This window comes from Anoxybacillus tepidamans PS2, from assembly GCF_000620165.1.
GTDB classification, from domain to species: Bacteria; Bacillota; Bacilli; order Bacillales; family Anoxybacillaceae; genus Anoxybacteroides; species Anoxybacteroides tepidamans_A.
The window spans coordinates 1-24,880 of sequence record NZ_JHVN01000029.1 but is presented as its reverse complement, the minus strand read 5'-3'; the positions used below and the strand labels follow the sequence as shown (position 1 = coordinate 24,880).

General features: G+C 41.7%; 22 protein-coding genes and 16 tRNA genes. 4 read left to right on the top strand and 34 right to left on the bottom strand.

The genetic code is table 11. The features are described 5' to 3' along the window. The 7 genes from N667_RS0116285 to N667_RS0116250 form a co-directional block, all read right to left on the bottom strand. The coding region (locus tag N667_RS0116285) for a helix-turn-helix domain-containing protein (RefSeq protein ID WP_027410511.1) at positions 1–318 on the bottom strand (318 nt) is incomplete at its 3' end. A 193-nt stretch (positions 319–511) separates the two neighbouring features. Then, positions 512–1,339: an aldo/keto reductase gene (locus N667_RS0116280; protein ID WP_027410510.1), complete on the bottom strand. Its 828-nt coding sequence runs from the start codon at positions 1,337–1,339 to the stop codon at positions 512–514. Between the two features lie 117 nt (positions 1,340–1,456). Further along, a complete protein-coding gene (gene bacA / locus N667_RS0116275) occupies positions 1,457–2,251 on the bottom strand; it encodes an undecaprenyl-diphosphate phosphatase (RefSeq protein ID WP_156936153.1) in 795 nt (264 codons plus the stop codon). Between the two features lie 194 nt (positions 2,252–2,445). Then, the gene (gene wrbA, locus N667_RS0116270; protein ID WP_027410508.1) at positions 2,446–3,060 is read right to left on the bottom strand and encodes an NAD(P)H:quinone oxidoreductase; all 615 of its coding nucleotides are present in this window, start codon (positions 3,058–3,060) and stop codon (positions 2,446–2,448) included. Positions 3,061–3,075: 15 nt separating this feature from the next. Beyond that, positions 3,076–3,780, bottom strand: coding sequence for a pirin family protein (locus tag N667_RS0116265; protein WP_027410507.1), 705 nt, complete (start codon positions 3,778–3,780; stop codon positions 3,076–3,078). Between the two features lie 178 nt (positions 3,781–3,958). Next, positions 3,959–5,224, bottom strand: a complete 1,266-nt coding sequence (locus N667_RS0116260) for a dicarboxylate/amino acid:cation symporter (RefSeq protein WP_027410506.1) — start codon at positions 5,222–5,224, stop codon at positions 3,959–3,961. Positions 5,225–5,361: 137 nt separating this feature from the next. Next, positions 5,362–6,348, bottom strand: coding sequence for a DctP family TRAP transporter solute-binding subunit (locus N667_RS0116250; protein WP_409978197.1), 987 nt, complete (start codon positions 6,346–6,348; stop codon positions 5,362–5,364). A 176-nt stretch (positions 6,349–6,524) separates the two neighbouring features. On the opposite strand from N667_RS0116250, the gene N667_RS0116245 reads away from it, so the two are divergent. From N667_RS0116245 to N667_RS19185, 3 genes are all read left to right on the top strand, one after another. Beyond that, positions 6,525–8,102 carry a sensor histidine kinase gene (locus tag N667_RS0116245; RefSeq protein ID WP_027410504.1) on the top strand — a complete coding sequence of 526 codons (1,578 nt, stop codon included), beginning with the start codon at positions 6,525–6,527 and terminating at the stop codon, positions 8,100–8,102. Between the two features lie 16 nt (positions 8,103–8,118). Further along, positions 8,119–8,787 (top strand): response regulator, encoded by a 669-nt coding sequence (locus N667_RS0116240; protein ID WP_027410503.1) that lies wholly within the window; start codon positions 8,119–8,121, stop codon positions 8,785–8,787. Positions 8,788–8,870: 83 nt separating this feature from the next. Beyond that, a complete protein-coding gene (locus N667_RS19185) occupies positions 8,871–10,013 on the top strand; it encodes a hypothetical protein (protein ID WP_051530078.1) in 1,143 nt (380 codons plus the stop codon). Between the two features lie 359 nt (positions 10,014–10,372). Here the strand turns inward: N667_RS19185 and N667_RS0116225 are convergent, their stop codons facing one another. From N667_RS0116225 to queG, 11 genes are all read right to left on the bottom strand, one after another. Next, positions 10,373–10,783, bottom strand: coding sequence for a PepSY-associated TM helix domain-containing protein (locus N667_RS0116225; protein ID WP_027410502.1), 411 nt, complete (start codon positions 10,781–10,783; stop codon positions 10,373–10,375). A 136-nt stretch (positions 10,784–10,919) separates the two neighbouring features. Continuing rightward, positions 10,920–12,146 carry a sensor histidine kinase gene (locus tag N667_RS0116220; RefSeq protein WP_027410501.1) on the bottom strand — a complete coding sequence of 409 codons (1,227 nt, stop codon included), beginning with the start codon at positions 12,144–12,146 and terminating at the stop codon, positions 10,920–10,922. 11 nt (positions 12,147–12,157) lie between these two features. Beyond that, positions 12,158–12,829: a response regulator transcription factor gene (locus N667_RS0116215; RefSeq protein WP_027410500.1), complete on the bottom strand. Its 672-nt coding sequence runs from the start codon at positions 12,827–12,829 to the stop codon at positions 12,158–12,160. Positions 12,830–12,898: 69 nt separating this feature from the next. Continuing rightward, complete coding sequence (locus N667_RS0116210) at positions 12,899–14,068, bottom strand: ABC transporter permease (protein ID WP_027410499.1); 1,170 nt, start codon at positions 14,066–14,068, stop codon at positions 12,899–12,901. Further along, on the bottom strand, positions 14,046–14,756 hold the full coding sequence (locus N667_RS0116205; RefSeq protein WP_027410498.1) for an ABC transporter ATP-binding protein: 711 nt from the start codon (positions 14,754–14,756) through the stop codon (positions 14,046–14,048). The genes N667_RS0116210 and N667_RS0116205 overlap by 23 nt, the downstream gene beginning before the upstream one ends. Before the next feature lie 3 nt (positions 14,757–14,759). Then, positions 14,760–15,701 carry an efflux RND transporter periplasmic adaptor subunit gene (locus N667_RS0116200; RefSeq protein ID WP_027410497.1) on the bottom strand — a complete coding sequence of 314 codons (942 nt, stop codon included), beginning with the start codon at positions 15,699–15,701 and terminating at the stop codon, positions 14,760–14,762. 173 nt (positions 15,702–15,874) lie between these two features. Then, positions 15,875–17,035, bottom strand: coding sequence for a sporulation protein YhbH (gene yhbH, locus N667_RS0116195; RefSeq protein WP_027410496.1), 1,161 nt, complete (start codon positions 17,033–17,035; stop codon positions 15,875–15,877). Positions 17,036–17,241: 206 nt separating this feature from the next. Beyond that, the gene (locus N667_RS0116190) at positions 17,242–19,137 is read right to left on the bottom strand and encodes a PrkA family serine protein kinase (protein ID WP_027410495.1); all 1,896 of its coding nucleotides are present in this window, start codon (positions 19,135–19,137) and stop codon (positions 17,242–17,244) included. A gap of 306 nt (positions 19,138–19,443) precedes the next feature. Then, positions 19,444–19,917: a tRNA (uridine(34)/cytosine(34)/5-carboxymethylaminomethyluridine(34)-2'-O)-methyltransferase TrmL gene (gene trmL, locus N667_RS0116180; RefSeq protein ID WP_027410494.1), complete on the bottom strand. Its 474-nt coding sequence runs from the start codon at positions 19,915–19,917 to the stop codon at positions 19,444–19,446. A gap of 42 nt (positions 19,918–19,959) precedes the next feature. Continuing rightward, the gene (locus N667_RS0116175; RefSeq protein ID WP_027410493.1) at positions 19,960–20,838 is read right to left on the bottom strand and encodes an amidase domain-containing protein; all 879 of its coding nucleotides are present in this window, start codon (positions 20,836–20,838) and stop codon (positions 19,960–19,962) included. A gap of 31 nt (positions 20,839–20,869) precedes the next feature. Continuing rightward, entirely contained in the window at positions 20,870–22,039 is a 1,170-nt protein-coding gene (gene queG / locus N667_RS0116170) for a tRNA epoxyqueuosine(34) reductase QueG (protein WP_027410492.1), read from the bottom strand. A 67-nt stretch (positions 22,040–22,106) separates the two neighbouring features. On the opposite strand from queG, the gene N667_RS0116165 reads away from it, so the two are divergent. Then, positions 22,107–22,769: a B3/4 domain-containing protein gene (locus N667_RS0116165; protein WP_027410491.1), complete on the top strand. Its 663-nt coding sequence runs from the start codon at positions 22,107–22,109 to the stop codon at positions 22,767–22,769. 86 nt (positions 22,770–22,855) lie between these two features. On the opposite strand, the gene N667_RS0116160 is transcribed toward N667_RS0116165, so the two are convergent. The 16 genes from N667_RS0116160 to N667_RS0116085 form a co-directional block, all read right to left on the bottom strand. Then, positions 22,856–22,929 (bottom strand) — tRNA-Gly (locus tag N667_RS0116160). Positions 22,930–23,102: 173 nt separating this feature from the next. Further along, positions 23,103–23,188: transfer RNA gene (locus N667_RS0116155), tRNA-Leu, on the bottom strand. Positions 23,189–23,276: 88 nt separating this feature from the next. Next, positions 23,277–23,350, bottom strand: a tRNA-Cys gene (locus tag N667_RS0116150). Between the two features lie 16 nt (positions 23,351–23,366). After that, positions 23,367–23,438 (bottom strand) — tRNA-Gly (locus N667_RS0116145). A 3-nt stretch (positions 23,439–23,441) separates the two neighbouring features. Next, positions 23,442–23,516: transfer RNA gene (locus tag N667_RS0116140), tRNA-Gln, on the bottom strand. Positions 23,517–23,545: 29 nt separating this feature from the next. Then, positions 23,546–23,621, bottom strand: a tRNA-His gene (locus N667_RS0116135). A gap of 4 nt (positions 23,622–23,625) precedes the next feature. Then, positions 23,626–23,699, bottom strand: a tRNA-Trp gene (locus N667_RS0116130). A gap of 8 nt (positions 23,700–23,707) precedes the next feature. Beyond that, positions 23,708–23,792, bottom strand: a tRNA-Tyr gene (locus N667_RS0116125). A 17-nt stretch (positions 23,793–23,809) separates the two neighbouring features. After that, positions 23,810–23,882: transfer RNA gene (locus N667_RS0116120), tRNA-Thr, on the bottom strand. Positions 23,883–24,113: 231 nt separating this feature from the next. Beyond that, positions 24,114–24,189, bottom strand: a tRNA-Phe gene (locus tag N667_RS0116115). A 9-nt stretch (positions 24,190–24,198) separates the two neighbouring features. Beyond that, positions 24,199–24,274, bottom strand: a tRNA-Asp gene (locus N667_RS0116110). Between the two features lie 7 nt (positions 24,275–24,281). Further along, positions 24,282–24,358, bottom strand: a tRNA-Met gene (locus tag N667_RS0116105). 154 nt (positions 24,359–24,512) lie between these two features. Beyond that, positions 24,513–24,605 (bottom strand) — tRNA-Ser (locus N667_RS0116100). Positions 24,606–24,620: 15 nt separating this feature from the next. Further along, positions 24,621–24,697: transfer RNA gene (locus N667_RS0116095), tRNA-Ile, on the bottom strand. A 16-nt stretch (positions 24,698–24,713) separates the two neighbouring features. Further along, positions 24,714–24,787 (bottom strand) — tRNA-Met (locus tag N667_RS0116090). A gap of 11 nt (positions 24,788–24,798) precedes the next feature. After that, a tRNA-Ala gene (locus tag N667_RS0116085) sits at positions 24,799–24,874 on the bottom strand. Positions 24,875–24,880: the final 6 nt, after the last annotated feature.

The window sequence follows — 24,880 nt, the reverse complement described above, 5'->3', positions numbered from 1 at the left end:
ATTCTTTTTAGACTTGAAGCGCGGTGGATCGTTTTGCTTCTTAAAAAAGCGAGAAAAAGCATCTGCGAGGTGTTTCAGGGAAGATTGAAGGGCTGTGCTGTCCACCTCTTTTAACCAGACGCATTGTTTTTTTAGTTGAGTGAGTTGGGAGGAACAAGTGTGGTACGACCATCCTTTGCCGGTTTCTTTATAGGTGCGATTCCATTTTTCTAGAAAATAGTTATACACAAATCGGCAACAACCAAACGTCTTTTTGATGAGCTCTTCTTGTTTTTGGTTGGGGTAGATGCGGAATTTGTAGGATTTGTGAATCCTCATGACGTTCCCCTGCCTTGATGTGGTGATATACATATTATACCATAACTGAATCTATCTTTATATCATTTTAGAGCCTTGTCCGAAGGCGATTCCTCTCCCACCTACTCACGTTCGTTCCTTGAGGTGGGAGTCTTCTCGCCTAAAATGATAAAAAGAGGCTTCTTCGAAACGAAGCCCCCCTTTTACATTAAAGCTAGAAATTGAAATTATCCGGATCCGGACCGATTCGCTCATTTTTGTTCAATGTATCGATCGCAGCCATCTCGTCCGCCGTCAACGTGAAATCAAAGATATTGGCGTTTTCTTTAATCCGAGCTGGAGTAATTGATTTTGGAATCGTCACTACTTCATTTTGCAAATCCCAGCGTAGAATCACCTGCGCAGGTGTTTTTCCGTATTTATTGCCGATTTCCACTAGGACTGGCTCATTAAGCAATTTACCTTGCATTAGCGGCGACCACGCCTCTAACTGAATGCCATGCTGCTTGCAAAATGCATGAAGCTCTTTTTGCGTCAGGCGCGGATGGTATTCTACTTGGTTGACCATCGGCTTAATTTCGCAATCCGTCATTAAATCCTCTAAATGGTGAATTTGAAAATTGCTCACGCCAATCGCACGCGCCCGTCCGTCTTTATAAATTTTTTCAAGCGCTTTATATGTTTCTTTATACTTTCCTTTCACTGGCCAATGAATTAAATATAAATCGACGTAATCGAGCCCAAGTTTTTGCAGACTTGTTTCAAACGCTTTTAATGTCGTGTCGTACCCTTGGTCCGCGTTCCATACTTTTGTCGTAATAAACAATTCTTCCCGAGGCACGCCCGATTCTTTAATCGCTTGGCCGACTCCCTCTTCATTTTTATAAATGGCTGCGGTATCAATATGCCGGTAGCCTACTTCAAGTGCGGTCTTTACCGATTGGATGACCTCTTCACCGTCTTTCACTCGCCAAACTCCTAACCCAAGCCGGGGCATTTTCACACCGTTATGTAATGTTGCGCTTTCATTCAAGCTCTTCATCCGCTCTCCTCCTTCCAAATTTGTACATTTTTATTATCGCCTGTTTTCCTCCTAAAAGGCAAAAAATATGTCTTGAAAAATCACAAAACAAAAAGGAGCAAACAAGTGCTCCTTTCATTAAAATAGGATAAAACTGTACAACGCAGCAATCACAAACCGATAAATGGCAAATGGAGTAAGTTGAACCTTCGACACGAAACGCAAGAAAAACTTAATTGCCAACAATGCCACAATGAACGCTGTCACAAAACCAATAGCAAAAACAGGCAGATCATGCGGCGATAAATACTTATAGCTCTTTAACAAATCTAATCCGCTCGCTGCAAGCATCATCGGAACAGCAACAATAAATGAAAACTCAGCGGCTGTTTTACGGTCGGTTCCGACAAGCAGACCTCCTGAAATAGTCGAACCAGAGCGCGAAAAACCAGGCCACAAGGCTAAACATTGAAACACTCCTATACTGAATGCCTGCTTATAAGAAAGCGAGTCAAGACTAGCAGCTGTTATTTTTGGCTGTTTCTTTTCTGCATAAATCATAAGGATTCCGCCGGCAACTAGACCGATTAATACTGTATAAGGAGAGAATAAGTAAGTTTTGATCGCATCATGCAAAACTAGTCCAAGCACAACGGCAGGCAGCATTGCTAAAATAATATGGAGAAGGTTGAGACTCGCTTCTCCTTTATTTTCTTTCATCAGTCCAAAGATGTTGAAAAACCGTTTCCAATATACAACGACGACAGCCAAAATCGAACCGAGCTGAATAAAGATTTCGAACGTTTTTGCCTGCTCTCCTTTAAAATTGATCAACTCTCCAGTCAAAATTAAATGCCCAGTCGAAGAAACCGGAAGAAATTCTGTCAATCCTTCTACAATTCCCATAATCATTGCTGATATATAATGCCACAACATCATCGCACCTCTACCATTTTAAAAATTTCTATACATATCCGCACTTTGTTACAGTACAACAATCGAAAATGTTCCGTCAACATCGTTTCCAAAGCATCCTGTTTTATTGAATCATAAATACATGAAGAGGCTTTAAGAAATATATAAAAAATTTCTCATAAAAAAATGAGGGGTATCCCCTCATCATCTTCTCAACTTTGCAACCCTTTTTTTACCCATTCAGCAACTTGCACCGTGCGTCGTGCTTGATGCTTAACAGCCGCCTCCACATTCTCCATCATGTTACCATTTTGGTCCACTGTCACGCTTGTGCCATACGGATTGCCTCCGCCAGCAAAAATCGCTGGATCGGTATAACCTGTTGCTGCAACAATCGCTCCCCAATGATACATCGTTGTATACAACTGCAAAACCGTTTGTTCTTGGCCGCCATGTGCATTTTGTGCGCTCGTCATGGCGCTAACCACTTTGTTCGCCAATTTTCCTTGAAACCAAAGCCCGCCCGTCGTATCCAAAAACTGTTTCATCTGAGAAGGGATGTTTCCAAAACGCGTCGGCATGCTGAAAATAATCGCATCTGCCCACTCTAAATCATTCAAAGTGACCGTTGGAACATCTTTCGTCGCTTCAACATGGGCTTTCCATGCAGGGTTGGACTTAATCGCTTCCTGCGGCGCTAACTCTGGCACTTTTAGCACTTTTACATCCGCGCCAACTTCTTTCGCTGCCTCTTCTGCCCATTTTGCGAGCTTGTAATTCGTTCCAGTTGAACTATAGTAAATAATTGCTAAATTCACATTTGCCATTTGATCCTAATAACCTTATGGAAGGTCAATGAGCATAAAACGCGAGCTAGTATTTGCCGCTATTGTTAACCGAGGAGTTTCAGTGATTCTTGCCGAGTCCCTTTTATATAATTTGACCTCATTATTTAGTTGCAATTCTCCTTCAATGACAAAGAGAAAAATCCGCCGTCCCTCTTCTTGCTGAAACACAAGTTGTTTACCAGCTTCCATATCCGATAAATAGATCGTCAAATCTTGGTGAATATGCGCAATATCGGATGACTGCGGGTTTTGCGTTACCACTGGCAACAACTGATTTTTTAATTTACTGACATCAAAATCTGTTCTTTCGTAAGATGGGGCAAGGCCGTGCCGCTCGGGCAAAAACCATAATTGCAAGAAATTCACATCTTCCGCTGCAGATGGATTGACTTCAGAATGAACAATGCCTGTTCCTGCCGACATTCTTTGAATGCCGCCAAATGTCGTGACAGCCTCATTTCCCAAACTATCCTGATGCTTTAGCTGTCCGCTAAGCACAATCGAAACAATTTCCATTTCTTTATGAGGATGAGCGCCAAATCCATGCAAAGGTTTAACGACATCATCATTTAATACACGCAAAGGACCAAAGTTCATGTTATCTGGATCAAAATATTCGGCGAACGAAAAACTAAAATACGAATTTAACCAGCCGTGGTTGGCATGATAGCGTTGATTTGCTGGATATATTCGAATCAATTATTTCACATCCTTCTATAAAATCTTGAAATCAAGATATAAATTTAGATATAATAAATCTCTAATTCGAGATTTATTATATAAAACTACGTTCACAATGTCAAACTGCTCTTTGTCATAAGGAAAAACTTCTAGAATTTCGCGTTTCTCGTAAAAAGGACAGCCAAAATAGCTGCCCTTATTTAGAAACTGTCATATTCGTTTGATCCCACCGCGATTCAGTTACTGGATGAAATTCTTTTTCCATTTTGGACACAACTACGGTTGCAACCCCGTTTCCAATCAGATTGGTAATCGCACGCGCCTCCGACATAAAGCGGTCAACGCCAAGCAAGAGGGCAATTCCTTCTACCGGAATGGTCGGGAATGCAGCAAGCGTCGCCGCTAGTGTAATGAAACCAGATCCCGTGACCCCCGCCGCTCCTTTCGATGTAAGCATGAGCACACCGAGTAATGTAAGCTCTTGCCATATCGTCAAATCAATACCGTACGCTTGAGCGATAAACATCGCTGCCATCGAAAGATAGATGGATGTCCCATCTAAATTGAATGAATATCCTGTTGGAATGACAAGACCGACAACAGATTTAGAGCATCCATACTTCTCGAGTTTCTCCATCATTTTTGGCAACGCTGATTCTGAGGAAGACGTCCCGAGCACAAGTAAAATTTCATCCTTGATATAAGCAATAAATTTAAAAATGCTGAAGCCATAAAATTTAGCAATCGCTCCTAAAACGACAACGATAAACAAAAACATTGTTACATAAACTGATCCCATTAGTTTTCCGAGCGCCACTAACGAACTTAAGCCGAAAGTTCCAATCGTATAGGCCATAGCGCCAAAAGCAGCGATCGGAGAAACTTTCATAACCATATTGACAATTCGGAAGAAAATATCAGCTAATCTTTCAAATAAATCAACAACTGGTTTTGCCCTTTCCCCTAATGCAGCCGTTGCTAGTCCGAATAAAACAGCAAATAAAAGAATCGGTAACAATTCCCCTTTAGCCATTGCACCGACTACGTTATCCGGGATTATGCCAAGGAGAAACTCAATCACACCGTGATCGACTGCTTTCGCTTGTTGCGTATATTGCGAAATATCACCGCCTTTTACTGCCTCTGTATTGAACCCTGATCCTGGCTTGATTACATTCACGACAATAATTCCGATGGCTAAAGCAAATGTTGTCACAATTTCAAAATAAATAAGCGCCTTGCCGCCAATTCTTCCTACCTTTTTCAAATCCCCCATATTGCCGATCCCAATCACAACGGTAAAAAAGATAATCGGCGCAATGACCATCTTAATCAATTTAATAAAACCATCAGCAAGTACTTTTAACTGTGCGCCGAATTCAGGAAAAGAAAATCCCACAATAATCCCTAGAATAATTCCCATGATCACTTGAACCGTTAAATTTTTAAAATTGATTCGCATTTCTTCCTCTCCCTCCCCTTGATAACGCTTTCATATTAATGTTAATAAGCTGCGATGGAAATTTGAATATTATGTTAATATTGGTCATTTTGTTCATTTTGGTCTCAGCGGCAAAATATAAAAGCTGAGCTATTAGATCACTCAGCTTCTTTTCTCTCATTCTCGATTTGTTGCAACAGCTTGTCTCCGAACTCACGTCTGAATTGTTCGTATAAAGGGGTAAATTTCTTTTTCCATTTTTCTCTCTCTTTCTCCGTTAACACGTAAACATGCATTCGATCGTTTTGCTTCATAAGAGCTAATTCCGACTCATTTTGCATTTTTGACTGCTTTAAATTCCAAGTGGTCGTTTCCTGCATCGCTTCCATAATTTTTTCCTGAATCTCTTTCGGTAAATGATTCCAAAACGTTTGGTTAACCATGACAACATAGCCAAGGTAACCATGGTTGCTTATAGTTAAATACGGCTGAAACTGATAAAAGCCTTTTGAATAAATATTAGAAACGGTGTTTTCCTGCCCATCAAACTCATGCTTCTCTAGCGATTCATACACATGATTGAAAGGAACAACGATCGGCTTGGCCCCCAACAGTTGAAATTGTCTTTCAATCACTTCGCTCGGCATGACGCGGAATTTAAGTCCAGCGAAGTCTCTTACGTCAACAAGGAGGCGACGATTGCTCATCATTTGTTTAAATCCATTCCCCCATAATGCTAGCCCTTTAATCCCCTTTTTGTCTAACATCGACAACAATTGTTTCCCTGTTTTCCCTGTAAACACTTTTTCTACATCACTATATGTTTCAAAAATAAACGGTAAGTCAAAAACTTGCCATTCTGGAATAAGTTGCGTTACTTTTGAGACGGAAGGTGCAATCATTTGGACGTCTCCGCGCAATAAAGCATCGATTTCCTGTTCGTCTGAGTATAAAGAACCGTTTGGAAATACTTCGACTTTCACGCGTCCATTCGTTTTTTCTTCGACAAGCTCAGCAAACTTCTGAGCCGCCAATCCTTTTGGCGTATTTTCAGCCACAACATGGCTAAAATAAATGACAATTTGTTTGTTTAATCCTTGTTGTTCATCATCATAAACAAGATGTTCTGCCCCTTGTTTCTGCATAAACAGCACAATGACTCCAATAAAAGCGGCAAATAAAAGCATCATGGAAATAACCGATCGTTTTTTCATATTCTCAACACCAGTGTATCAATTATAATTCAAGAAAATTCTAACATATAAAGAGACAAATGATAAAATGTATATTAGACGCTTCACTATAAAGAGGTATTTGGCAAATGAAACAACTATCGATTCGCTGGAAAATTACTGCCCTTATTTTCTTTATTGTTAGTTTTGCGCTGTTGCTCGGCGGCGTTATCATTATAGGAAATTTTGTTCATACAAAAGAAGAAGAATTGCAGCAACGCTCGTTGTTAACAGCCCGCACCGTCTCTGAGCTTACAGAAATTAAAGAAAAAATCAATGGAACAACGAATGAACGGGCAGCTATCAATGCCGTTGTCGAACGTTTGCGCGTTATTCACGGAGCCGCTTACATTGTCGTACTCGACATGCATCGAACTCGGCTCTCCCACCCAATTAAGGAGATGATCGGAAAGCGTTCTCGCGGTAAAGACGAAGGAGCTGCCTTCGCCGAGCATACTTACACGTCAAAAGCGCGTGGAGAGATCGGGACCGTTATTCGCGCCTTTGTGCCGATTATGAATAACAACCATCAACAAATTGGCGTAGTTATTGCCGGATATCGACTTCCTAACTTTATAGAAGTAATGTTATCGTTAAAAACAGAGATTTTTGTCACCGCCAGCCTCTCATTGTTGTTCGGTGGAATAGGAGCATGGATGCTTGCTTCGCATATTAAACAGCAAATGTTTCAGCTCGAACCTTATGAAATTGCTAGATTACTTGTCGAACGAACGGAAACGTTTAATGCGATGCATGAAGGAGTCATCGCGATCGATACCGATGAGCGTATCACGATTTTTAATGATAAAGCGAAAAAAATGCTAGATATTCACGGAGATGTGATCGGTAAACCTATTCGTTCCGTGCTTCCAGACACCCACTTACCGGAAGTTTTACAACTCAATCAACCAATTTATAATAAAGAACTACAAATTCGAAACTTAACCATTCTCAGCAATCGCATTCCTATTAAGGTAAACGGTCAAACTGTCGGAGCGGTGGCTATTTTCCAGGACCGTACAGAGGTGAAGAAGCTAGCTGAAGAGCTTACAGGTGTAAAAGCGTTTGTTAGCGCCTTGCGCGTGCAAACGCACGAGTATATGAATAAATTACATACGATTGCCGGACTCATTCAACTAGGCCATAAGGAAAAAGCGCTCGAGTATGTATTTAAGGTGACAGAAGAGCAAGAAGAATTAATCCGATTTTTAAGTAAAAATATTAAAGACGAAAGCATTTCCGGATTGCTGCTTAGCAAAATTAGCCGCGGGAAAGAATTAGGGATTCAAGTAATGATTGATCGACATAGCCAGCTAAAAAAATTTCCAAATCCCTTGGACCATCATGATTTTGTCGTCATTCTCGGAAATTTAATTGAAAATGCATTCGATTCCTTTCAAATGGTCGCCTCTGAAAAGAAAGAAGTATATATCAGCATTGAACAAAACGACGATATCCTCTCTCTATCTGTCGAAGATAACGGCTGCGGCATTGCCGAACACCATAAAGCTTATATTTTCGATGAAGGCTTTTCAACAAAAGAAGAAAAAGGACGCGGCATCGGTTTATACTTAGTTAAACAGATTGTCGAGAAAGGAAAAGGACAGATCTATGTAGAATCCGAAAAAGGAAAAGGAACGATTTTTACGATTACATTCGACATGTAAAAGAAGGAGAACTAGAATGTATAAGGTGCTGCTAATCGAAGATGATCCAATGGTACAGGAGGTTAATCGGCAATTTATTGAGCAAGTGCCGCATTTTCGCGTAATCGGCGCAGCAACAAACGGAATTCAAGGAATTGAAATGGTTCGTGATCTTAACCCGGATTTAGTCATTATTGATATTTATATGCCTGATCAAGACGGTCTCGAAACATTGCAGCAAATTCGTACAGAGGGACATGCGATCGATGTAATTGCTATCACCGCAGCGAGTGACATCGAAACAGTAAGACGTGTATTGCAAAATGGCGCATTTGATTATATTATGAAACCATTCAAATTTGCTAGGCTCAAACAAGCTCTTGAACATTACCACGCGTTCCGGCAGAGATTGACTCTTAGAGAAAAACTCACTCAAAAAGAACTAGACTCGCTTTTACAGCCAGTGGACATAGAAACGGATAGCGCGCTGCCCAAAGGATTAAATGATATTACATTGCAAAAAGTCATAAACTATCTGGAGAAACAAATCAATCCGGTTTCCGCAGAAGAAGTGGCAGAAGGCATTGGCATCGCCCGTGTTACCGCACGGCGCTATTTGGAATATTTAGAAAAACAACAAAAAATACAGATGGATATCCAATACGGCGGGATCGGCCGCCCTGTCAACCGATACAAAATGAAATAATAAATTGATCGCGGATGTAACATTCATTTTTGATTTCTCGACTAACATAATAATATCCTTTTACCAATCAAGGGGGCTTTTTTATGAAGCAGCTATACAAAACAATGGCCGTATTTTTATTGGGAACTGTGCTGATTTCAGGATGCGGGACAAACGAAGCAACAGAAACACGAGCAACACACAACAAATTTCACGAGCAAAATAACAAAAGCAACAAGCAGCAACAAAAAAGCGAAACCGCTCGTTTGCCGGAAAAAAAATTGACTTATAAAAAAGACGGAAAAACCTATGAAGAAATGGCTTATTTAAAAACGAGCGAAAACCAGTCCTTCTCTCTCTATGTTTTCAAAGGATGGGAGTTTGAAGCAGAAGAGCCGAATTCCGATGTTCTTTTAAAAAATGATTCTTTCGTCCGAATTCGCCTTATTCAACCGGAAAGTGGCGAGATGGATTGCAGCAAGATTGTTGAAGACCAAGCAAAAGCGGTATCATCGGACGCGGTCCTCCAAAGTACAGAAAACATGCAAGGGTTTCTTCATGGGGCCGTTTGGTACAAAGCATACACGAATGACACTGCTGTGAACGTCATGTGGATAAAAGCGAATACTCCAATGATTGTTTCTATTCAAACACCACGAGCTGAAGAGCATCTTGAACCGATTTTCGCCATGTTAGAAACCGTTGAAAAAATCAATGTAGCGAAACCGAAAAAAAACTCAGATAATCCTGATAAGCCGGTCAGTTCTTCTGCATTACCTACGAAAAAAACTATTACGTATATAATAAACGGGCAAAAAAAGCAGGAAACTGGTTCCTTATATACAAGCACGAACCAGCCATTTCGCTTATATGTGCTGCCGAACTATCAGGCAGATGCCGTCGAGCCGCATCTTGACCGCATTTACGTTGCCAATGATGAAAGCTATTATATGGATGTGGAACTTCTTGACCCGCAAGCAGATTGGAATCAGATCGAATCGGAAACCGTACAAAAACTAAAAGAAATCAACCAAAATGTGACGGCAAGCAACTGGAATGAATCGGATCCCCTCTTGCTTGGCGCCAAAACATACCAAGCTGCCGGCAACAATCATTGGGTACAAGCATTTATCATTAAACAACACTCAAGTTACCCAAACATGAGACTCACCATTCATATGCCGAAAGAAGATGCGTCGCGATTCGCTGAATTGCTTGCGATGGCGCGGACGATTATACCAAAGTGAATCTCTCACACTATTTAGAGATAGGCGAATAGCCATATCACTATCATTAAAAATAGAAAGGTCAATCATTGTTGTAATGGTTGACCTTTCTTTTAGCATTGTCTTCAGGTACTTTGATTATCCAATAAAAACCAATTGACATTACTTGATTCTTAGCTTTTCTGCCGTAGTCAGCAAAGCTTAGCTTGCCGACTGAGCATGTATATAGCATGCCCTCCTCGAACAACGAACGCTTTACGGGCAAATACATTTGTCCGCTGGCGTTCTTGCTCGACGGAAGAGGCATAAAAGCTTATGTTTATCTATATCATTCCATATTTTTAGTAAAATAATAGATAATCAACATTTGTGCATTGCCTCTAACTGTTTGCTGCTATTCGTTTTCTCGCTCTCCTCTTTACTATAAGCATTTGACATGACATAGCCAGTCCTGTTCCTGTAAGAACTAAAATTCCTATAGAACTAATCAACCCGATCGGTCCTGCATGAAGCTCGTGAATCGTCCGCTGTAAGGTGCTCATTCCCCCTTCGCGTCTGCTTGGAAAGCCTTGAGGAAACTGTTCTTCATTTGAAGGAGACGTAGAATTCCCGTTTTGCCGATTAAATGGAAATGTTTGATTACTAAAATTTCCATTTCCTTCTATATTCTCTATTCTTTCACCGCGTTCCCGCTCATTAAAATAAAGAACGATTCCCGTGATTGACTGAATAAACAAAAATATTGTCGCAATAATGCCAATCCAAAAATGTATTTTTCTCATAAGTTTCATTCTTCTCATTCTCCTTTTCTTCCCTATTAATCAATAGCCTCATTATGAATAGCATTCCTTAACTTTTCCTTAAAACTCCTGCGATTTGAAAAAGAAAGCGCCCTGCATTTTTTGTCAGAGCGCCTTATCAAAGCTTTTATACCTTTTGATTTTTAGGAAATACAATTTCAAAACACGTTCCTTCCCCCAGATTACTACGGACTTTCACTTTTCCATAATGCTTATCAATAATCCATTTAGCAATCGAAAGGCCGAGCCCTGCTCCCTCCGATGTCGCACGCGCTTTGTCGCTTTGATAAAACCGATCAAAGATTTTCGGCATATCCTCTCCTGATATACCAATTCCGTTGTCCTGTACTTTCAAAGTAATGAAAGAAACATTTTGATGGCAAGAGAGATGAATTTTCCCGCCCTCTTCTGTATATTTCATAGCATTATCCAATAAAATTACGAGCAACTGATGAATTCTTTCTTTATCGCCCATAAACATAATGGAAGGTTCACTATCTAACGTCAATTCTTTTTGTTGGTAGGAAGCAATCTCACTATAGTGATTGATCACTTCTCTCACTAATTCATCTAACGCAAATCTCTCTTTTTTCATCTCGATCTGATCCGAATCAGACCGTGCTAGCGTCAATAAGTTAGCGACCAATTTGGAAAGGCGGCGACACTCCTTCGCAATCACTGAAATATCCGTAATCTTTTCCTCAATTGTCGCTGACGGAGAACGAAACAATAAATCTGTTTTCGCTTGTATCACCGCTAACGGTGTTCGCAGTTCATGCGACGCATCGGAAACAAACTGCTGTTGTTTCTGCCACGCCGACTTAATCGGAACAAGCGCTCTTCCCGCAAGAAAATAGCCTGCTGCAACCGCACAAATAATGGCAACGCCGCAGCCTGCAATCATAATAAGCAAGAGTCTGTTTAGTATTTCTTTTTCTGAGTTTACATTTCGTAACAACTGTACAGTCATTTTCCCAAGTTCAGTGTCTACAGATATAGCTATTGTTCTAAAATATAAATCATTTATTTGAATATCATATAGTTCGTTTAGTTTTTCAGGATAAATAGCCGCCTCGTTTTCTTCAAAAATCGTGACATCGGGATTAGGATCAATCATCTCTCCTTTCTCATTCCAAATCATCATAAAAATGCGCGGATCTCGCAAAAAAGGAGTAGCCCTTCCCCAGCGATCTCCGTATTTGAGTTTCTCAACAGCATGAAGAAGCGCTTCATCAACATCTTTATATAAACGGGCATGCATGTACGAATATAGAGTCATCCCTAATACGCTAATAAGAATAAAAAAAACAAATGAATTTAAAACGGTCAGTCGAATATGAGTACGTCGAAACATACTGTTCTCTCCTACTGTTCTGAAAGCATATACCCAACGCCTCGAACGGTTTTAATATCTGTATGATAGCCAAACGGCTCTAATTTTTTCCTTAGATGATGAATAAACACTTCGACAATGGCAACAGTCGTGTCAGAATTAAATCCCCATATGCGGTCATAAATTTGTTCCTTTGTTAAAATAATCCCTTTATTATGAATCAAATATTCAAGCAGTTCATACTGCTTCGCTGTTAATTTAATTGGTTGGTTGTTCACCCGAATATCTCTTTCCTTTCCAAGCAACTCAATGCCGCGATAGCGAATTGTTTGGTGAGTGGTTAAGCTGCCGCTTCTTCTTAATAATGCGCGAATGCGAGCCTTTAACTCCGGGGCTTGAAATGGCTTCACTAAATAATCATCACCGCCAAAATCGAGCCCTTTTACCCGATCCTCAAGCGAATCTCTTGCGGTTAAAAATAAAACGGGCGTTTTAATCTCTTGTTCGCGCATCTTTCGCACAATTGTAAAACCATCTATTTCAGGCAGCATGACATCTAGGATCATGGCATCATAAATGTTTTGTTGCGCTAGAAATAATCCCTCTTCTCCATTAGTCGCGCTGTCTACAGTAAATTCGTCGCACAAAATCTGGATAATGGATTGTAATAAATCTGTATTATCTTCTACAACTAATAGGCGCATCGCTCAGCCTCCCTTCTTGGTCTACAACAAAACGAAGCGGTCGCAACAAGCGATCGCTTCATGACAAAATCAATCGTACCGAAGTGCTCGGATCGGATCAAGTTTTGCCGCTTTACTCGCCGGAAACACCCCAAAAACAATTCCTACAGCTAACGAGAATAAGAACGCAACAAGCGAAACAGAGACCGAATAGGAAACGGATAATCCTATAGCTTTAGACAGCACTTGGCCAACAGCTAGCCCAAGGGCAATGCCAATCACACCTCCAAAAGCACTCAATACAGAAGCTTCGATTAAAAATTGCAACAAAATATCCTTTCGTTTCGCACCAATCGCTTTGCGAATGCCAATTTCCCTTGTACGTTCCGAAACCGATACGAGCATAATATTCATAATACCGATTCCGCCAACTAAAAGCGAAATGCCGGCAATTCCCCCAAGCATCATGGTCATCGTACTCGTAACCGAGCTCATCGTATCCATTAAATCTTGCTGGTTAAATACACTATAGCTATCTTGGTGGTCTGGAAACATCCGCATCAATGTTCTCTCTACTTCTGCCATCACCCAATCTAATTGCTCGGCGTTTTTTCCTTGAATATATAAGGTTTGCACATTTGTATTTTTTATTAATCGCTGTGCCGTTGAAAGCGGCAGCAAAATCACGTCATCGCCGCTTTGTCCCATCGAACCTCCTTTAGAGGCAAGAACGCCTACAACTTTAAAAGATGTCCCATCGACTTGGATATATTGTCCAACTGGATTATCGATGCCAAACAAAGTTTGCGCTGTGTTCGCCCCTAAAACAGCGATTTTTTGCCGATAGTCCACATCAATATCCGACAAAAAGCGGCCTTGATTAACTTGAACATCGCGTACCGTCTCATAAGAAGCGGTCGTGCCAATTAAAGATACTTGTGTAGATGTATTTCCATTTCTTACATTCACTCGTCCTGACACCACCGGAGCAAGATCCTTGACGCCAGCGATCTTCCGAAACTTTTCAGCATCTTCCACTGTCAGCTTTACGATATCCGAGTTCATCACATTGACCGTTAATAAATTCGTTCCTAATTGATTAATTTGCTCTGTTACCGCTTTGCTCGAACCTTGTCCGATGGAAATGAGCACAATAACGGAAGACACCCCGATAATAATGCCTAGCATCGTTAAAAAGGAACGCAATTTATTTCCTTGAATACTGCGCATCGCCATTTTAATCGACTGAAGAAATTCCAACGAGATCACCCCTGCTTTCAAATAAATGTCCATCTTGAATCCGTACGATGCGCTTCGCTTGCTTGGCAACCTCCCAATCATGGGTAATGATAATAATTGTATGGCCTTGTTCGTTCAATCCCTTCATAATGTTAATAATCTCTTGGCTCGTTTTACTATCGAGCGCTCCTGTCGGCTCATCCGCCAACAAAATAGGAGGATTTCCGACAAGGGCTCGAGCAATCGCCACCCGCTGCTGCTGACCGCCGGAAAGTTGACTCGGCAAATGATGGGCACGCTCCAGCAATCCGACCTGTTCAAGACACTCATAGGCCTTTTTTTGCCTTTCTTTTGTTTTAACGCCTCGATACAACAAAGGAAGTTCAACATTTTCTAGCGCAGTTAAGCGCGGTAATAGGTAAAAATTTTGAAAGATGAAACCGATTTTTTCATTGCGAATCACCGCTAGCTCATTATCATTCAATCGTGCAATCTCTCTCCCATCAAGAAAATAGCTGCCGGAATCAGGGCGGTCAAGACACCCCAACATATTCATAAAAGTCGACTTCCCCGATCCGGAAGGTCCGACAATCGCAAGAAAATCCCCTTTTTCAATCCGCAAAGAAACATTACTTAGGACATGCACCACATCTCCGCCCAGCTGATATGTTTTAGTCATATTTTCTATCTCAATGATCGGCGTGGTCATGTCTTACTCGCCTCCCCCGCTAAATCGGCGTCCCATGCCGCCTGTAGCGTTCATGCGCGGCACTCCGTTCATCATTCCGCCGAAGCGCATTTTGTCATTACTCAAATTAGTCGTCGTAATTTTTGGCAGTTGTATCAATGTTCCCTCTTCTAGTCCCTCGGTAATTTCAACGTAATCTTCATTGTTAATTCCTGTTTTGACCACTTGTCGCTTTGCTATCCCATTGTTCTTATCAGAAGATTGATCTGCGACAATTACGAACTTTTGCCCGTTTAGCGTATGAACTGCCTCAATTGGCACGTATAGCACATTAGCTTTGCTTGCTACTAAAATACTTGCCTCTGCTGTCATGCCGACTTTAAGATTTGTTGGTTTGTCAATGTGTATCGTGACGTCAAATGTAGAAACTCCGTTGGAGACGGTACCTTCATTTGCGATTGCTGTCACTTTCCCCGTATATGTTACGTCAGGAAAAGCATTCACTTTTAAACTCGCTGTTTGTCCAACTTTTATTTTTGGAATATCCAATTCATCGATTTGCGCGGTCACTTGTAAATCATCATAATTCGTGATATGCGCAACCACTTGTCCAACAGTTACCCGCTGGCCAGCTATTGCTTCAATTGATGTGACTGTACCGGCTATCGGAGCGGTAATCGGATCACTGCCATCAGTAAATGTAATCAACTCTTGTCCTTTCTCAACCTTTTCCCCTTCAGGAACGAGCACTTCGTCTACTTCTTTGTTGACTTCCGCTTTGATATCCTCGCTCGTAACAGACTGCACCGTTCCAGTTCCACTCACCTTCACTTCCAATTTTCCTCTTTGTACAGACGCTGTTGCAGCTTGGACCGTCGCAGTCCCTTCTTTCCCTTTCGTCCAAAACCACGCACCTCCACCAACTACAATAATTGCACCAATGAACATAACAACCCATTTTTTCAATACTAATTCCTCCTTCTTTGACATGTCCAAACTTGATAACCCTATTATGAGGCGGATTCCTTAATTTTTTCTTAATAAAAAAGCCTCGCTTATTGGACTTAAGCGAGGACATAAAAATATGTTATGTTTGTTACTTCCAGCGAATCATAAAACCCCTCGCATGATGCAAGGGGTCATACAAGCGTCTTGCTTTCCTCTTTACGGAAAAAGGTTTTCATCGCGTGAAAAACGTCGGACTTTTGTTTGAGGATATAATAGCGGAACTTCTCATCTTTAATGTTTTTATAAGCGGACATTAGTGTGGAATGCCGGTTGTACTGATTGACCTCTCCGTATCCAAACATATTGGATACTTTTATTAATTCATTTACAAGCTTTACGCATCTAGCGTTATCTGAAGTAAGATTATCGCCATCCGAAAAATGAAAAGGATAAATGTTGTAGCGGGAAGGTGCATATTTTGTTTCCACTAATTCAAGCGCTTTTCGATAGGCTGAAGAACAAATCGTACCACCGCTCTCGCCTTTCGTGAAAAACTCCTCTTCCGTCACAACTTTTGCTTCCGTATGATGCGCGATAAACGCAATTTCGACTGTTTCGTATTTCGTCCGTAAAAAGCGGGTCATCCAAAAGAAGAAACTTCTTGCCATATACTTTTCCCACAGCCCCATCGAACCGCTCGTATCCATCATCGCAAGAACTACGGCTTTCGAGTCCGGCTTCACTACTTCATTCCATGTTTTAAACCTCAAATCTTCCGGGTAAATCGGGTAAAAACTCGGATTCCCACTCATCGCATTTCTTTTAAAGGCAGCCATCATCGTTCGCTTTTTGTCGATATTCCCCATCAGTCCTGTACGACGGATATCGTTAAACTCGATATGTTGGACCACATTTTGATCTGCTTCTTTCCGTTTTAAATCCGGCAGTTCTAATTCACTAAATAACGCTTCCTGCAATTCCATTAACGACACTTCGGCCTCATAATAATCGCTTCCTGCTTGATCGCCAGCTCCTTGCCCTTTTCCAGGTCCCTTCTGTCCTTCACCAGAGCCATCGCGCGCTACTACATCACCAACTTGACTGTCCCCATCCCCCTGGCCGACATGTTTATTTTTATCGTAATTATAACGGATTTTATATTCATCTAAAGAGCGAATCGGAATTTTAATGACATCGCGACCATTCGACATAATGATGCTTTCCTCTGTAATTAAATCAGCTAAATTATTTTTGATGGCTTCTTTTACTTTTTCCTGATGTCTCTTTTGATCATCATGTCCTTTCCGATGGAGGGACCAGTCTTCTTTTGACACAATAAAATTTCCACTCATCGTTTCCCCTCCTATTCACATTTTTTTTATTCCATCATATACTGATTCTGGTGTCTACAACATACAATAATAACGGTTGTTTACTCTATCCTATGCAAAAAACTTAAATAATTGACAAATAATTAAGAAAATTACATCCTCATTTCTACATCGGACAAGCCTAAATATTAACGAGATTAAAAAAGCATGCCTAATGAGAAGGCATGCTATCGGTTTAATAAACTTCCCACATAACGGAGCAGCTCGTTAGCCGATGTGGAATTATATCCGTATTCATCAATGAGACGAGCCACGACTTCATTGATTCGTTTGAGCTGTTGCTCATCCGGCGTTTTCGTCGATGTCGTAATTTTGACAATGTCCTTTAAGTCGGCGAAGAGTTTCTTTTGGATCGCCTCGCGCAGCCGTTCATGCGAATTATAATCAAAACGCTGGCCTTTGCGTGCATATGCCGAAATACGAATCAAAATTTCTTCACGGAATGCCTTTTTCGCATTTTCGGAAATGCCGATTTGTTCTTCAATCGAACGCATCAGTTTCTCATCTGGATTCATTTCTTCGCCTGTTAATGGGTCGCGTAATTTTGTTTTATTGCAATACGCCTCTACATTGTCTAAGTAGTTATCCATCAACGTTTTCGCCGATTCTTCATACGAATAAACGAATGCTTTTTGCACTTCTTTTTTCGCAATTTCGTCGTATTCTTTTCGCGCAAGAGAAATGAAATTCAAATACCGCTCCCGATCCTCTTTCGAAATCGATGGATGCTGATCAAGCCCCTCTTTTAGTGAACGAAGCACATCCAGCGCGTTAATGGATGGCACTTCTTTGCGAATGATGCATGAAGAAATGCGGTTAATGACATAACGCGGATCAATGCCGCTCATTCCTTCATCTGGATATTCCTTTTTCAACTCCTCAACATCAACTTCGTTAAATCCCTCAACTGCTTCTCCGTCATACAGACGCATTTTTTTCACTAAATCAATATCTGGTCGCTTCGGTTCTTTCAATCTTGTTAAGATTGTAAACATGGCCGCTACACGTAATGTATGTGGCGCAATATGCACATCTGCAACATCACTTTCACGAATCATCTTCTCATAAATTCGTTCTTCCTCGGATACTTTCAGGTTATATGGGATCGGCATCACAATAATCCGTGAATGGAGCGCCTCGTTCTTTTTATTTGAAATAAACGAACGATACTCCGTTTCATTCGTATGGGCGACAATCAACTCATCGGCACTGATCAAGGCGAATCGGCCCGCTTTGAAGTTCCCTTCTTGCGTCAGCGAAAGCAAATGCCATAAAAATTTTTCATCGCATTTAAGCATTTCTTGGAATTCCATCATCCCACGGTTCGCCTTGTTCAATTCACCGTCGAAGCGATAGGCACGCGGATCCGATTCCGAACCGTATTGGGCGATAGTGGAGAAATCAATGCTTCCTGTTAAATCCGCGATATCTTGCGACTTCGGATCGGATGGGCTGAACGTGCCGATCCCCACGCGCCTGTTTTCGGAGAAGAAAATGCGCTCTACCATCACATCTTCAATCCGACCGCCGTACTCTTTTTCCAAACGCATCATGTTCAACGGTGACAGCTCGCCTTCAATGCGAATGCCATATTCTCGATAAAAGTCTTCACGCAAATGGTGCGGAATCAAATGAAGCGGATCTTCGTGCATCGGGCATCCTTTGATGGCGTATACCGCTCCTCGATCCGTCAGCGAATAAGCTTCTAATCCTCGCTTTAGCATCGTTACAAGCGTCGATTTTCCTCCGCTGACTGGCCCCATCAGCAGCAAAATTCGCTTGCGCACGTCAAGCCGTTTGGCTGCTGGGTGAAAATACTCCTCCACCAATCGCTCTAACGCTTCCTCTAGTCCAAACAATTGACCACTAAAAAAGTTATATCGCTTTTTCCCGTCTACCACTTCGACTCCTGCATCCTTAATCATATTATAGACACGCGAATGAGCGGACTGGGCAACCCACGGCTTTTCTTTTAAAATTTGCAAATATTCAGCGAAGGTTCCTTCCCATTTTAGACGTTGTTCTTCCTCCCTATATCTCTCGATTTTCTTTAAAATATCCATAAAGAACCTCCTTATCCTTGATGTCAAAACAACGAGATTATTACAATGTATGCGAGGATGTCCGTAATCATTCGCCACAAAACAAAAATTTGCTTTGTCCCCCCTAAACATTGCTTGTCACATAGGCTATAATAAAAAGATGAAGCGAACTATTTGTTAAGGAGGAAAAGCGTGATGAGAACATTGCTTGTACTCGGAGTAATCGTTGCTTTTTTAACAGCAATTTTTACAGCCGGCTACAATGACAAACCAGGTGTAAAAAATTAAGTAATAAAAAACGACCTCCTAAACGAAGGTCGTTTTTTATTAACGCAATCCTCTAAATCCTTGTTGTCTTAGCGCTTCATACACTAAAATAGCCGCTGTGTTTGACAAGTTCAAAGAGCGGACATTATCATTCATCGGAATGCGTAAACAGCGGTCCATATTGCTTTCAATCAGCTCTTTTGGAAGACCGCTCGTTTCGCGTCCAAACACAAAGAAATAGTCTTTCTCGCTATTGCTGAAATCAAAGGAATCATAATATTTCTGACCAAATTTCGTAATTAAATAAAATTCACCGTTTGGATACCGATCAAATAGCTCTTGCAGTGAGTCGTAATAAAAAATATTCACGTATTCCCAATAATCCAAGCCGGCCCGTTTTAGCATTTTATCATCGGTTGAGAAACCGAGCGGACGAATTAAATGCAGCGACGTATCAGTTGCTGCACAAGTGCGGGCAATATTCCCTGTATTCGCCGGAATTTCTGGTTGATACAATACTACATGTAAAGCCACATTCATTCACCTCAAAACATCATCTTTCTCCGTTTTATTATACTATTCCTTGTCAACAATATGAAAAAATTTGTATTGAATGTTTGGTGTATAGGCTGTTGAATCTTCGTATGACCAGTATCTCATACGGCTGTTTGTCGTGTGCGCATTCACAAGCGGCATCCCCTTTTGATCCTTAGCAACCACAATTGTTGAATGGTCAAAACGACCATCTCCTTGAAAATCATAACAAATTACATCGCCTGGCACTAATTTTTCTGGGGACGATACTTCGATTGCCTGCAACCCAATATGGTTGCCGCTTAAGTACCAGCGAAATGCATTCGCTACCGTCCAACTGTAACTCCAACTGCCATTTTTCATCCACCAGCCTTTTGACCGATTCGGATAGCCCACCATCGGTACTCCACCTGCGTATAAACATTGAGAAATAAAATTCGTACAGTCAACTGAAAATTTAGGGAATTTAGGATTGTAGCTATTCCACCATGTTTCCGCATACTGTACAGCTTTAATACGGTCGTATACATAAGCAACCTTTTCTCTTTGCGGCGCCTCATATTCAATTCGCGCATTTGGCTCTAATACCCCTGTCATCTCTATTTTTTTATCTTCGATTAATTCTTTGCCGTTAAAATGCGCCCGTCTTTTTTCTACCTGCTCCTCAACATACATCCATTCATGCTGTTCTACCAAAAATTGATAATGCACTACATAATCGATAGCTGTTCGTTCTCCAACTTGCTGTTTGCGGAGCACTTGTCCTTTTATTATGCATTTTACAATTTCTGCGTCCCGTTTTCGGAACAACTGAAGTTTTTTTTCAATCACTTCCTCTACTTCTTCATCTTTCACATTTCTTATCAACGAAACAAAAGATTGCGCACGCTTTTCAAACAATTTCTCTAATTGATTTTTCATATCGCCCACCACTTTTTTCGTTTTTATTACATTATGTGATGGACGAGCGATATTTTCCTGCTTTCCTTCCCTCTCGCAATAAATGGAGCCCTTTCTCGATTTCACGCAATACTTCTTCGTTATGTTCTTCGTGCTTTGCCTTTTCCAGTTCAGCAACTATGCTTTCGTCTCCTATTTTTCCTAAAGCCCATGCAGCGGTTCCACGAATGACAGGACGGCTGTCTTCTTTTAATAATTTCAATAAATCAGGAATAGCTGTTTCGTCTTTAAAATGCGCTAGCGCCAAAATGGCATTTCGCTGAATCGGTTTTTTTCCGCGCCAAGAACCAGAAATATGCCCAAATTTCTCTTTAAATTCCCGGTTTGTAATATGCAGTAAAGGTTTTAACAACGGTTTGGCGATCTCTGGATTAGGCTCCATCTCGGGATGTAAGTGAAAATCCTTCCCCTTATTTTCAGGACAGACTGTTTGGCAGGTATCGCACCCATACAGACGATTTCCAATTTTATCGCGAAACTCATCGGCCAAAAACCCCTTTGTTTGTGTGAGAAAGGCGATGCAGCGCTGAGCATTCAGCTGTCCTCCTTGCACAAGCGCTCCTGTCGGGCAGGCATCAATACATTTTGTGCAAGTTCCGCATCGCTCTTCTATCGGCTGATCTGGTGGAAATGGGATTGTCGTAATCACTTCTCCTAAATACACATACGAGCCGAATTCCGGAGTAATAATCGAACAGTTTTTGCCGCTCCAGCCAATTCCCGCTCTTTCCGCAACTGCCCGATCCGCCAGTTCTCCCGTATCTACCATCGATTTAACTTGTGCATCAGGAACTCGCTCTAAAATAAACTCTTCTAGCTTCCTCAATCGCTCCCGCAAAATTTCATGGTAGTCTTTTCCCCAAGAAGCCCGACAAAAAATTCCTCTTTTTTCTGTTTTCGTGCTTCGTGGAGCATTTTTCATTTTTGACGGATATGCTAGTGCGATCGAAATAATGGATTTAGCTTCGTGTAAAAGTAAAGATGGATTGGTTCTCTTTTCAATATCCGGTTCTTCAAATCCTGATTGATACCCCAACTGTTGTTGCTGTTGAAGCCTCTCTTTCAACTCAATAAATGGATCGGCACTTGCAAAACCGATTTTATCAATACCAATTGTTTTACTGTATTCAATAATTTCCTCTTTCAATTTCTTTACATCCATCCATATCCCTCCTTTCGCCTAACTTTTGCATCTATGTTACAATAAAAGAAAAACTAGAGGTGAAAACATGCAATTCGTTATATCTGAAACGCTAAAACAAATCATTCCTCAATTTAAAGTAGGTATTATTACTTACAAGAATATTACAGTTGATCATTCCCCACAAATGCTAAAAGGGAAGTTACAGCTTTTTCAAGAATCAATCTATTTTGACCTGCAAGAAACACCTCTTTCCACAGTGCAATCATTAAGCGAATGGCGCACCATATTCAAAACTGTTGGCACCGATCCAAGCCGATATCGTCCTTCTTCCGAAAGCCTATATCGACGCATACAGAAGCAGCAGTACATTCCTTCAATTAATTCAGCTGCTGATGTCAACAATTTTTTCTCCCTCTATTATAAAGTACCGATCGGCATTTATGACGCAGATCAAATAAAAGGAAATGTTTCCATTGAAATTGGCACTAAAGAAGATGAATACACAGCAATCAATGGGCGTATTGTGCAATTTGAACGGAAGATTGTCGCGAAAGATGAGCTCGGACCGTTTGGAAGCCCAATCGTTGATTCTGAACGGACAGCTGTTACACATAACACAAAAAATGCGGTACAAATAGTATACTTATTGCCGTCAATGGAACAAGGTGAATGCGAAAAACTAATTGCTTCTATCAAAGAAATGTTCATACAGATTCATGGTGGAGAAGCCTTTACGCAAATCATTTAAAATTAATGAAAAGGAAAAAGAAAAACGCAATGCCCCGTTCTCCCTAAGAAACGAAACACTGCGTTGTCCCCTTATGTATTGTAAAATGGAGCGGGTGATGGGAATCGAACCCACGACATCAGCTTGGAAGGCTGAGGTTTTACCACTAAACTACACCCGCATATTTTACGATCTCTTTCTCCTATATTTGTCGTGCCTTTTCCGCTTTGGATTTATTCAGAGAATAAGGCGTATTTCAAATAGTTCTATACTAAAACAATTCTTGTTGCGAAAAAAGCAAAAATTTGTCGAACAAACATTAAAATAAAAAACAGGTTTCCCTGTTAATAATGATGGTGCCGATGGTGGGAGTCGAACCCACACTCCCAGAGGGAACACGATTTTGAGTCGTGCGCGTCTGCCAGTTCCGCCACATCGGCATTGTATTAATAATCTAACAACATCTTATATTATACTAAATTTAATATATTTAGTCAAGTATATACCTATTAATCCCAAATGTTGTAATGGAGGCGGCACCCGGATTCGAACCGGGGGTAAAGGTTTTGCAGACCTCTGCCTTACCACTTGGCTATGCCGCCATAACCTATCATTCAAAGCGGAAGACGGGACTCGAACCCGCGACCCCCACCTTGGCAAGGTGGTGTTCTACCACTGAACTACTTCCGCATATGGCTGGGGTAGCTGGATTCGAACCAACGCATCACGGAGTCAAAGTCCGTTGCCTTACCGCTTGGCTATACCCCAACATTCATTATGAATAAGCAACTAATTAATGGGGCGACTAGTGGGAATCGAACCCACGAATGCCAGAGCCACAATCTGGTGCGTTAACCACTTCGCCATAGCCGCCATATGGCAGGGGCAGTAGGAATCGAACCCACACCGGAGGTTTTGGAGACCTCTGTTCTACCATTAAACTATGCCCCTATGTAAGGTGGTGGAGGGGGACGGATTCGAACCGCCGAACCCACAGGGAGCGGATTTACAGTCCGCCGCGTTTGGCCACTTCGCTACCCCTCCGTATAATTATAAAATGATGCCGACTGCAGGACTTGAACCCGCAACCTACTGATTACGATTCAGTTGCTCTACCAATTGAGCTAAGTCGGCGTTACATTTTTTACTGCCTTCACTTAACTCTCTCAGCATTAACGTCGTCCCGCTCTCAGAATGCTCATTCAAGTGGCTGTTCGAGCGGTACGCTGTAGCGTAATCGAAGTAGATTTTTCGATTGTGCTTCTACCAATTGAACTAAGCCGGAAAATATAAATTCTATCGCATTAAACGCTTAACTCGCAAGGCATCGACATCATAAACAGCCTTTTATCTCAATATAAAAAATGGTGGCTCGGGACGGAATCGAACCGCCGACACAAGGATTTTCAGTCCTTTGCTCTACCGACTGAGCTACCGAGCCATGCTCCAATGGCGGTCCCGACGGGACTCGAACCCGCGATCTCCTGCGTGACAGGCAGGCATGTTAACCACTACACTACGGGACCATTTAATTGGTTGCGGGGGCAGGATTTGAACCTGCGACCTTCGGGTTATGAGCCCGACGAGCTACCAGGCTGCTCCACCCCGCGACGATAAAAATAATTTAATATGTCCTATGCTCTTTGTTACTTATCCATCCCGCTCTCAGAATGCTTATTCAAGCAGCTACTCGAGCGGTACGCTCTTGCTTTTTCGAGGGTGCGTATTTGATCGTGCTCCACCCTTCGATGTTGGAAATCTCAATGGCGGAGGAGGAGGGATTCGAACCCCCGCGCGCCTCTCGACGCCTCTCGGTTTTCAAGACCGACCCCTTCAGCCAGACTTGGGTACTCCTCCATATATTTTTGATAATGGTGGACCTTGTAGGACTCGAACCTACGACCGGACGGTTATGAGCCGTCTGCTCTAACCAGCTGAGCTAAAGGTCCGAATCATAATAAATTATGGCGGTGGAGGGGATCGAACCCCCGACCTCACGGGTATGAACCGTACGCTCTAGCCAGCTGAGCTACACCGCCTTAATTTTAAATGGTGGAGCCTATCGGGATCGAACCGATGACCTCCTGCGTGCAAAGCAGGCGCTCTCCCAGCTGAGCTAAGGCCCCTTTTTT

Bases quoted from the DNA above. Each gene is read 5' to 3' on its own strand.
- N667_RS0116280 (WP_027410510.1), bottom strand. From the start codon at position 1,339: ATGAAGAGCTTGAATGAAAGCGCAACATTACATAACGGTGTGAAAATG.
- wrbA (WP_027410508.1), bottom strand. From the start codon at position 3,060: ATGGCAAATGTGAATTTAGCAATTATTTACTATAGTTCAACTGGAACG.
- N667_RS0116260 (WP_027410506.1), bottom strand. From the start codon at position 5,224: ATGCGAATCAATTTTAAAAATTTAACGGTTCAAGTGATCATGGGAATT.
- N667_RS0116250 (WP_409978197.1), bottom strand. From the start codon at position 6,348: ATGCAGAAACAAGGGGCAGAACATCTTGTTTATGATGATGAACAACAA.
- N667_RS0116245 (WP_027410504.1), top strand. From the start codon at position 6,525: ATGAAACAACTATCGATTCGCTGGAAAATTACTGCCCTTATTTTCTTT.
- N667_RS0116240 (WP_027410503.1), top strand. From the start codon at position 8,119: ATGTATAAGGTGCTGCTAATCGAAGATGATCCAATGGTACAGGAGGTT.
- N667_RS19185 (WP_051530078.1), top strand. From the start codon at position 8,871: ATGAAGCAGCTATACAAAACAATGGCCGTATTTTTATTGGGAACTGTG.
- N667_RS0116225 (WP_027410502.1), bottom strand. From the start codon at position 10,783: ATGAAACTTATGAGAAAAATACATTTTTGGATTGGCATTATTGCGACA.
- N667_RS0116220 (WP_027410501.1), bottom strand. From the start codon at position 12,146: ATGTTTCGACGTACTCATATTCGACTGACCGTTTTAAATTCATTTGTT.
- N667_RS0116215 (WP_027410500.1), bottom strand. From the start codon at position 12,829: ATGCGCCTATTAGTTGTAGAAGATAATACAGATTTATTACAATCCATT.
- N667_RS0116205 (WP_027410498.1), bottom strand. From the start codon at position 14,756: ATGACCACGCCGATCATTGAGATAGAAAATATGACTAAAACATATCAG.
- yhbH (WP_027410496.1), bottom strand. From the start codon at position 17,035: ATGAGTGGAAATTTTATTGTGTCAAAAGAAGACTGGTCCCTCCATCGG.
- N667_RS0116190 (WP_027410495.1), bottom strand. From the start codon at position 19,137: ATGGATATTTTAAAGAAAATCGAGAGATATAGGGAGGAAGAACAACGT.
- N667_RS0116175 (WP_027410493.1), bottom strand. From the start codon at position 20,838: ATGAAAAATCAATTAGAGAAATTGTTTGAAAAGCGTGCGCAATCTTTT.
- queG (WP_027410492.1), bottom strand. From the start codon at position 22,039: ATGGATGTAAAGAAATTGAAAGAGGAAATTATTGAATACAGTAAAACA.
- N667_RS0116165 (WP_027410491.1), top strand. From the start codon at position 22,107: ATGCAATTCGTTATATCTGAAACGCTAAAACAAATCATTCCTCAATTT.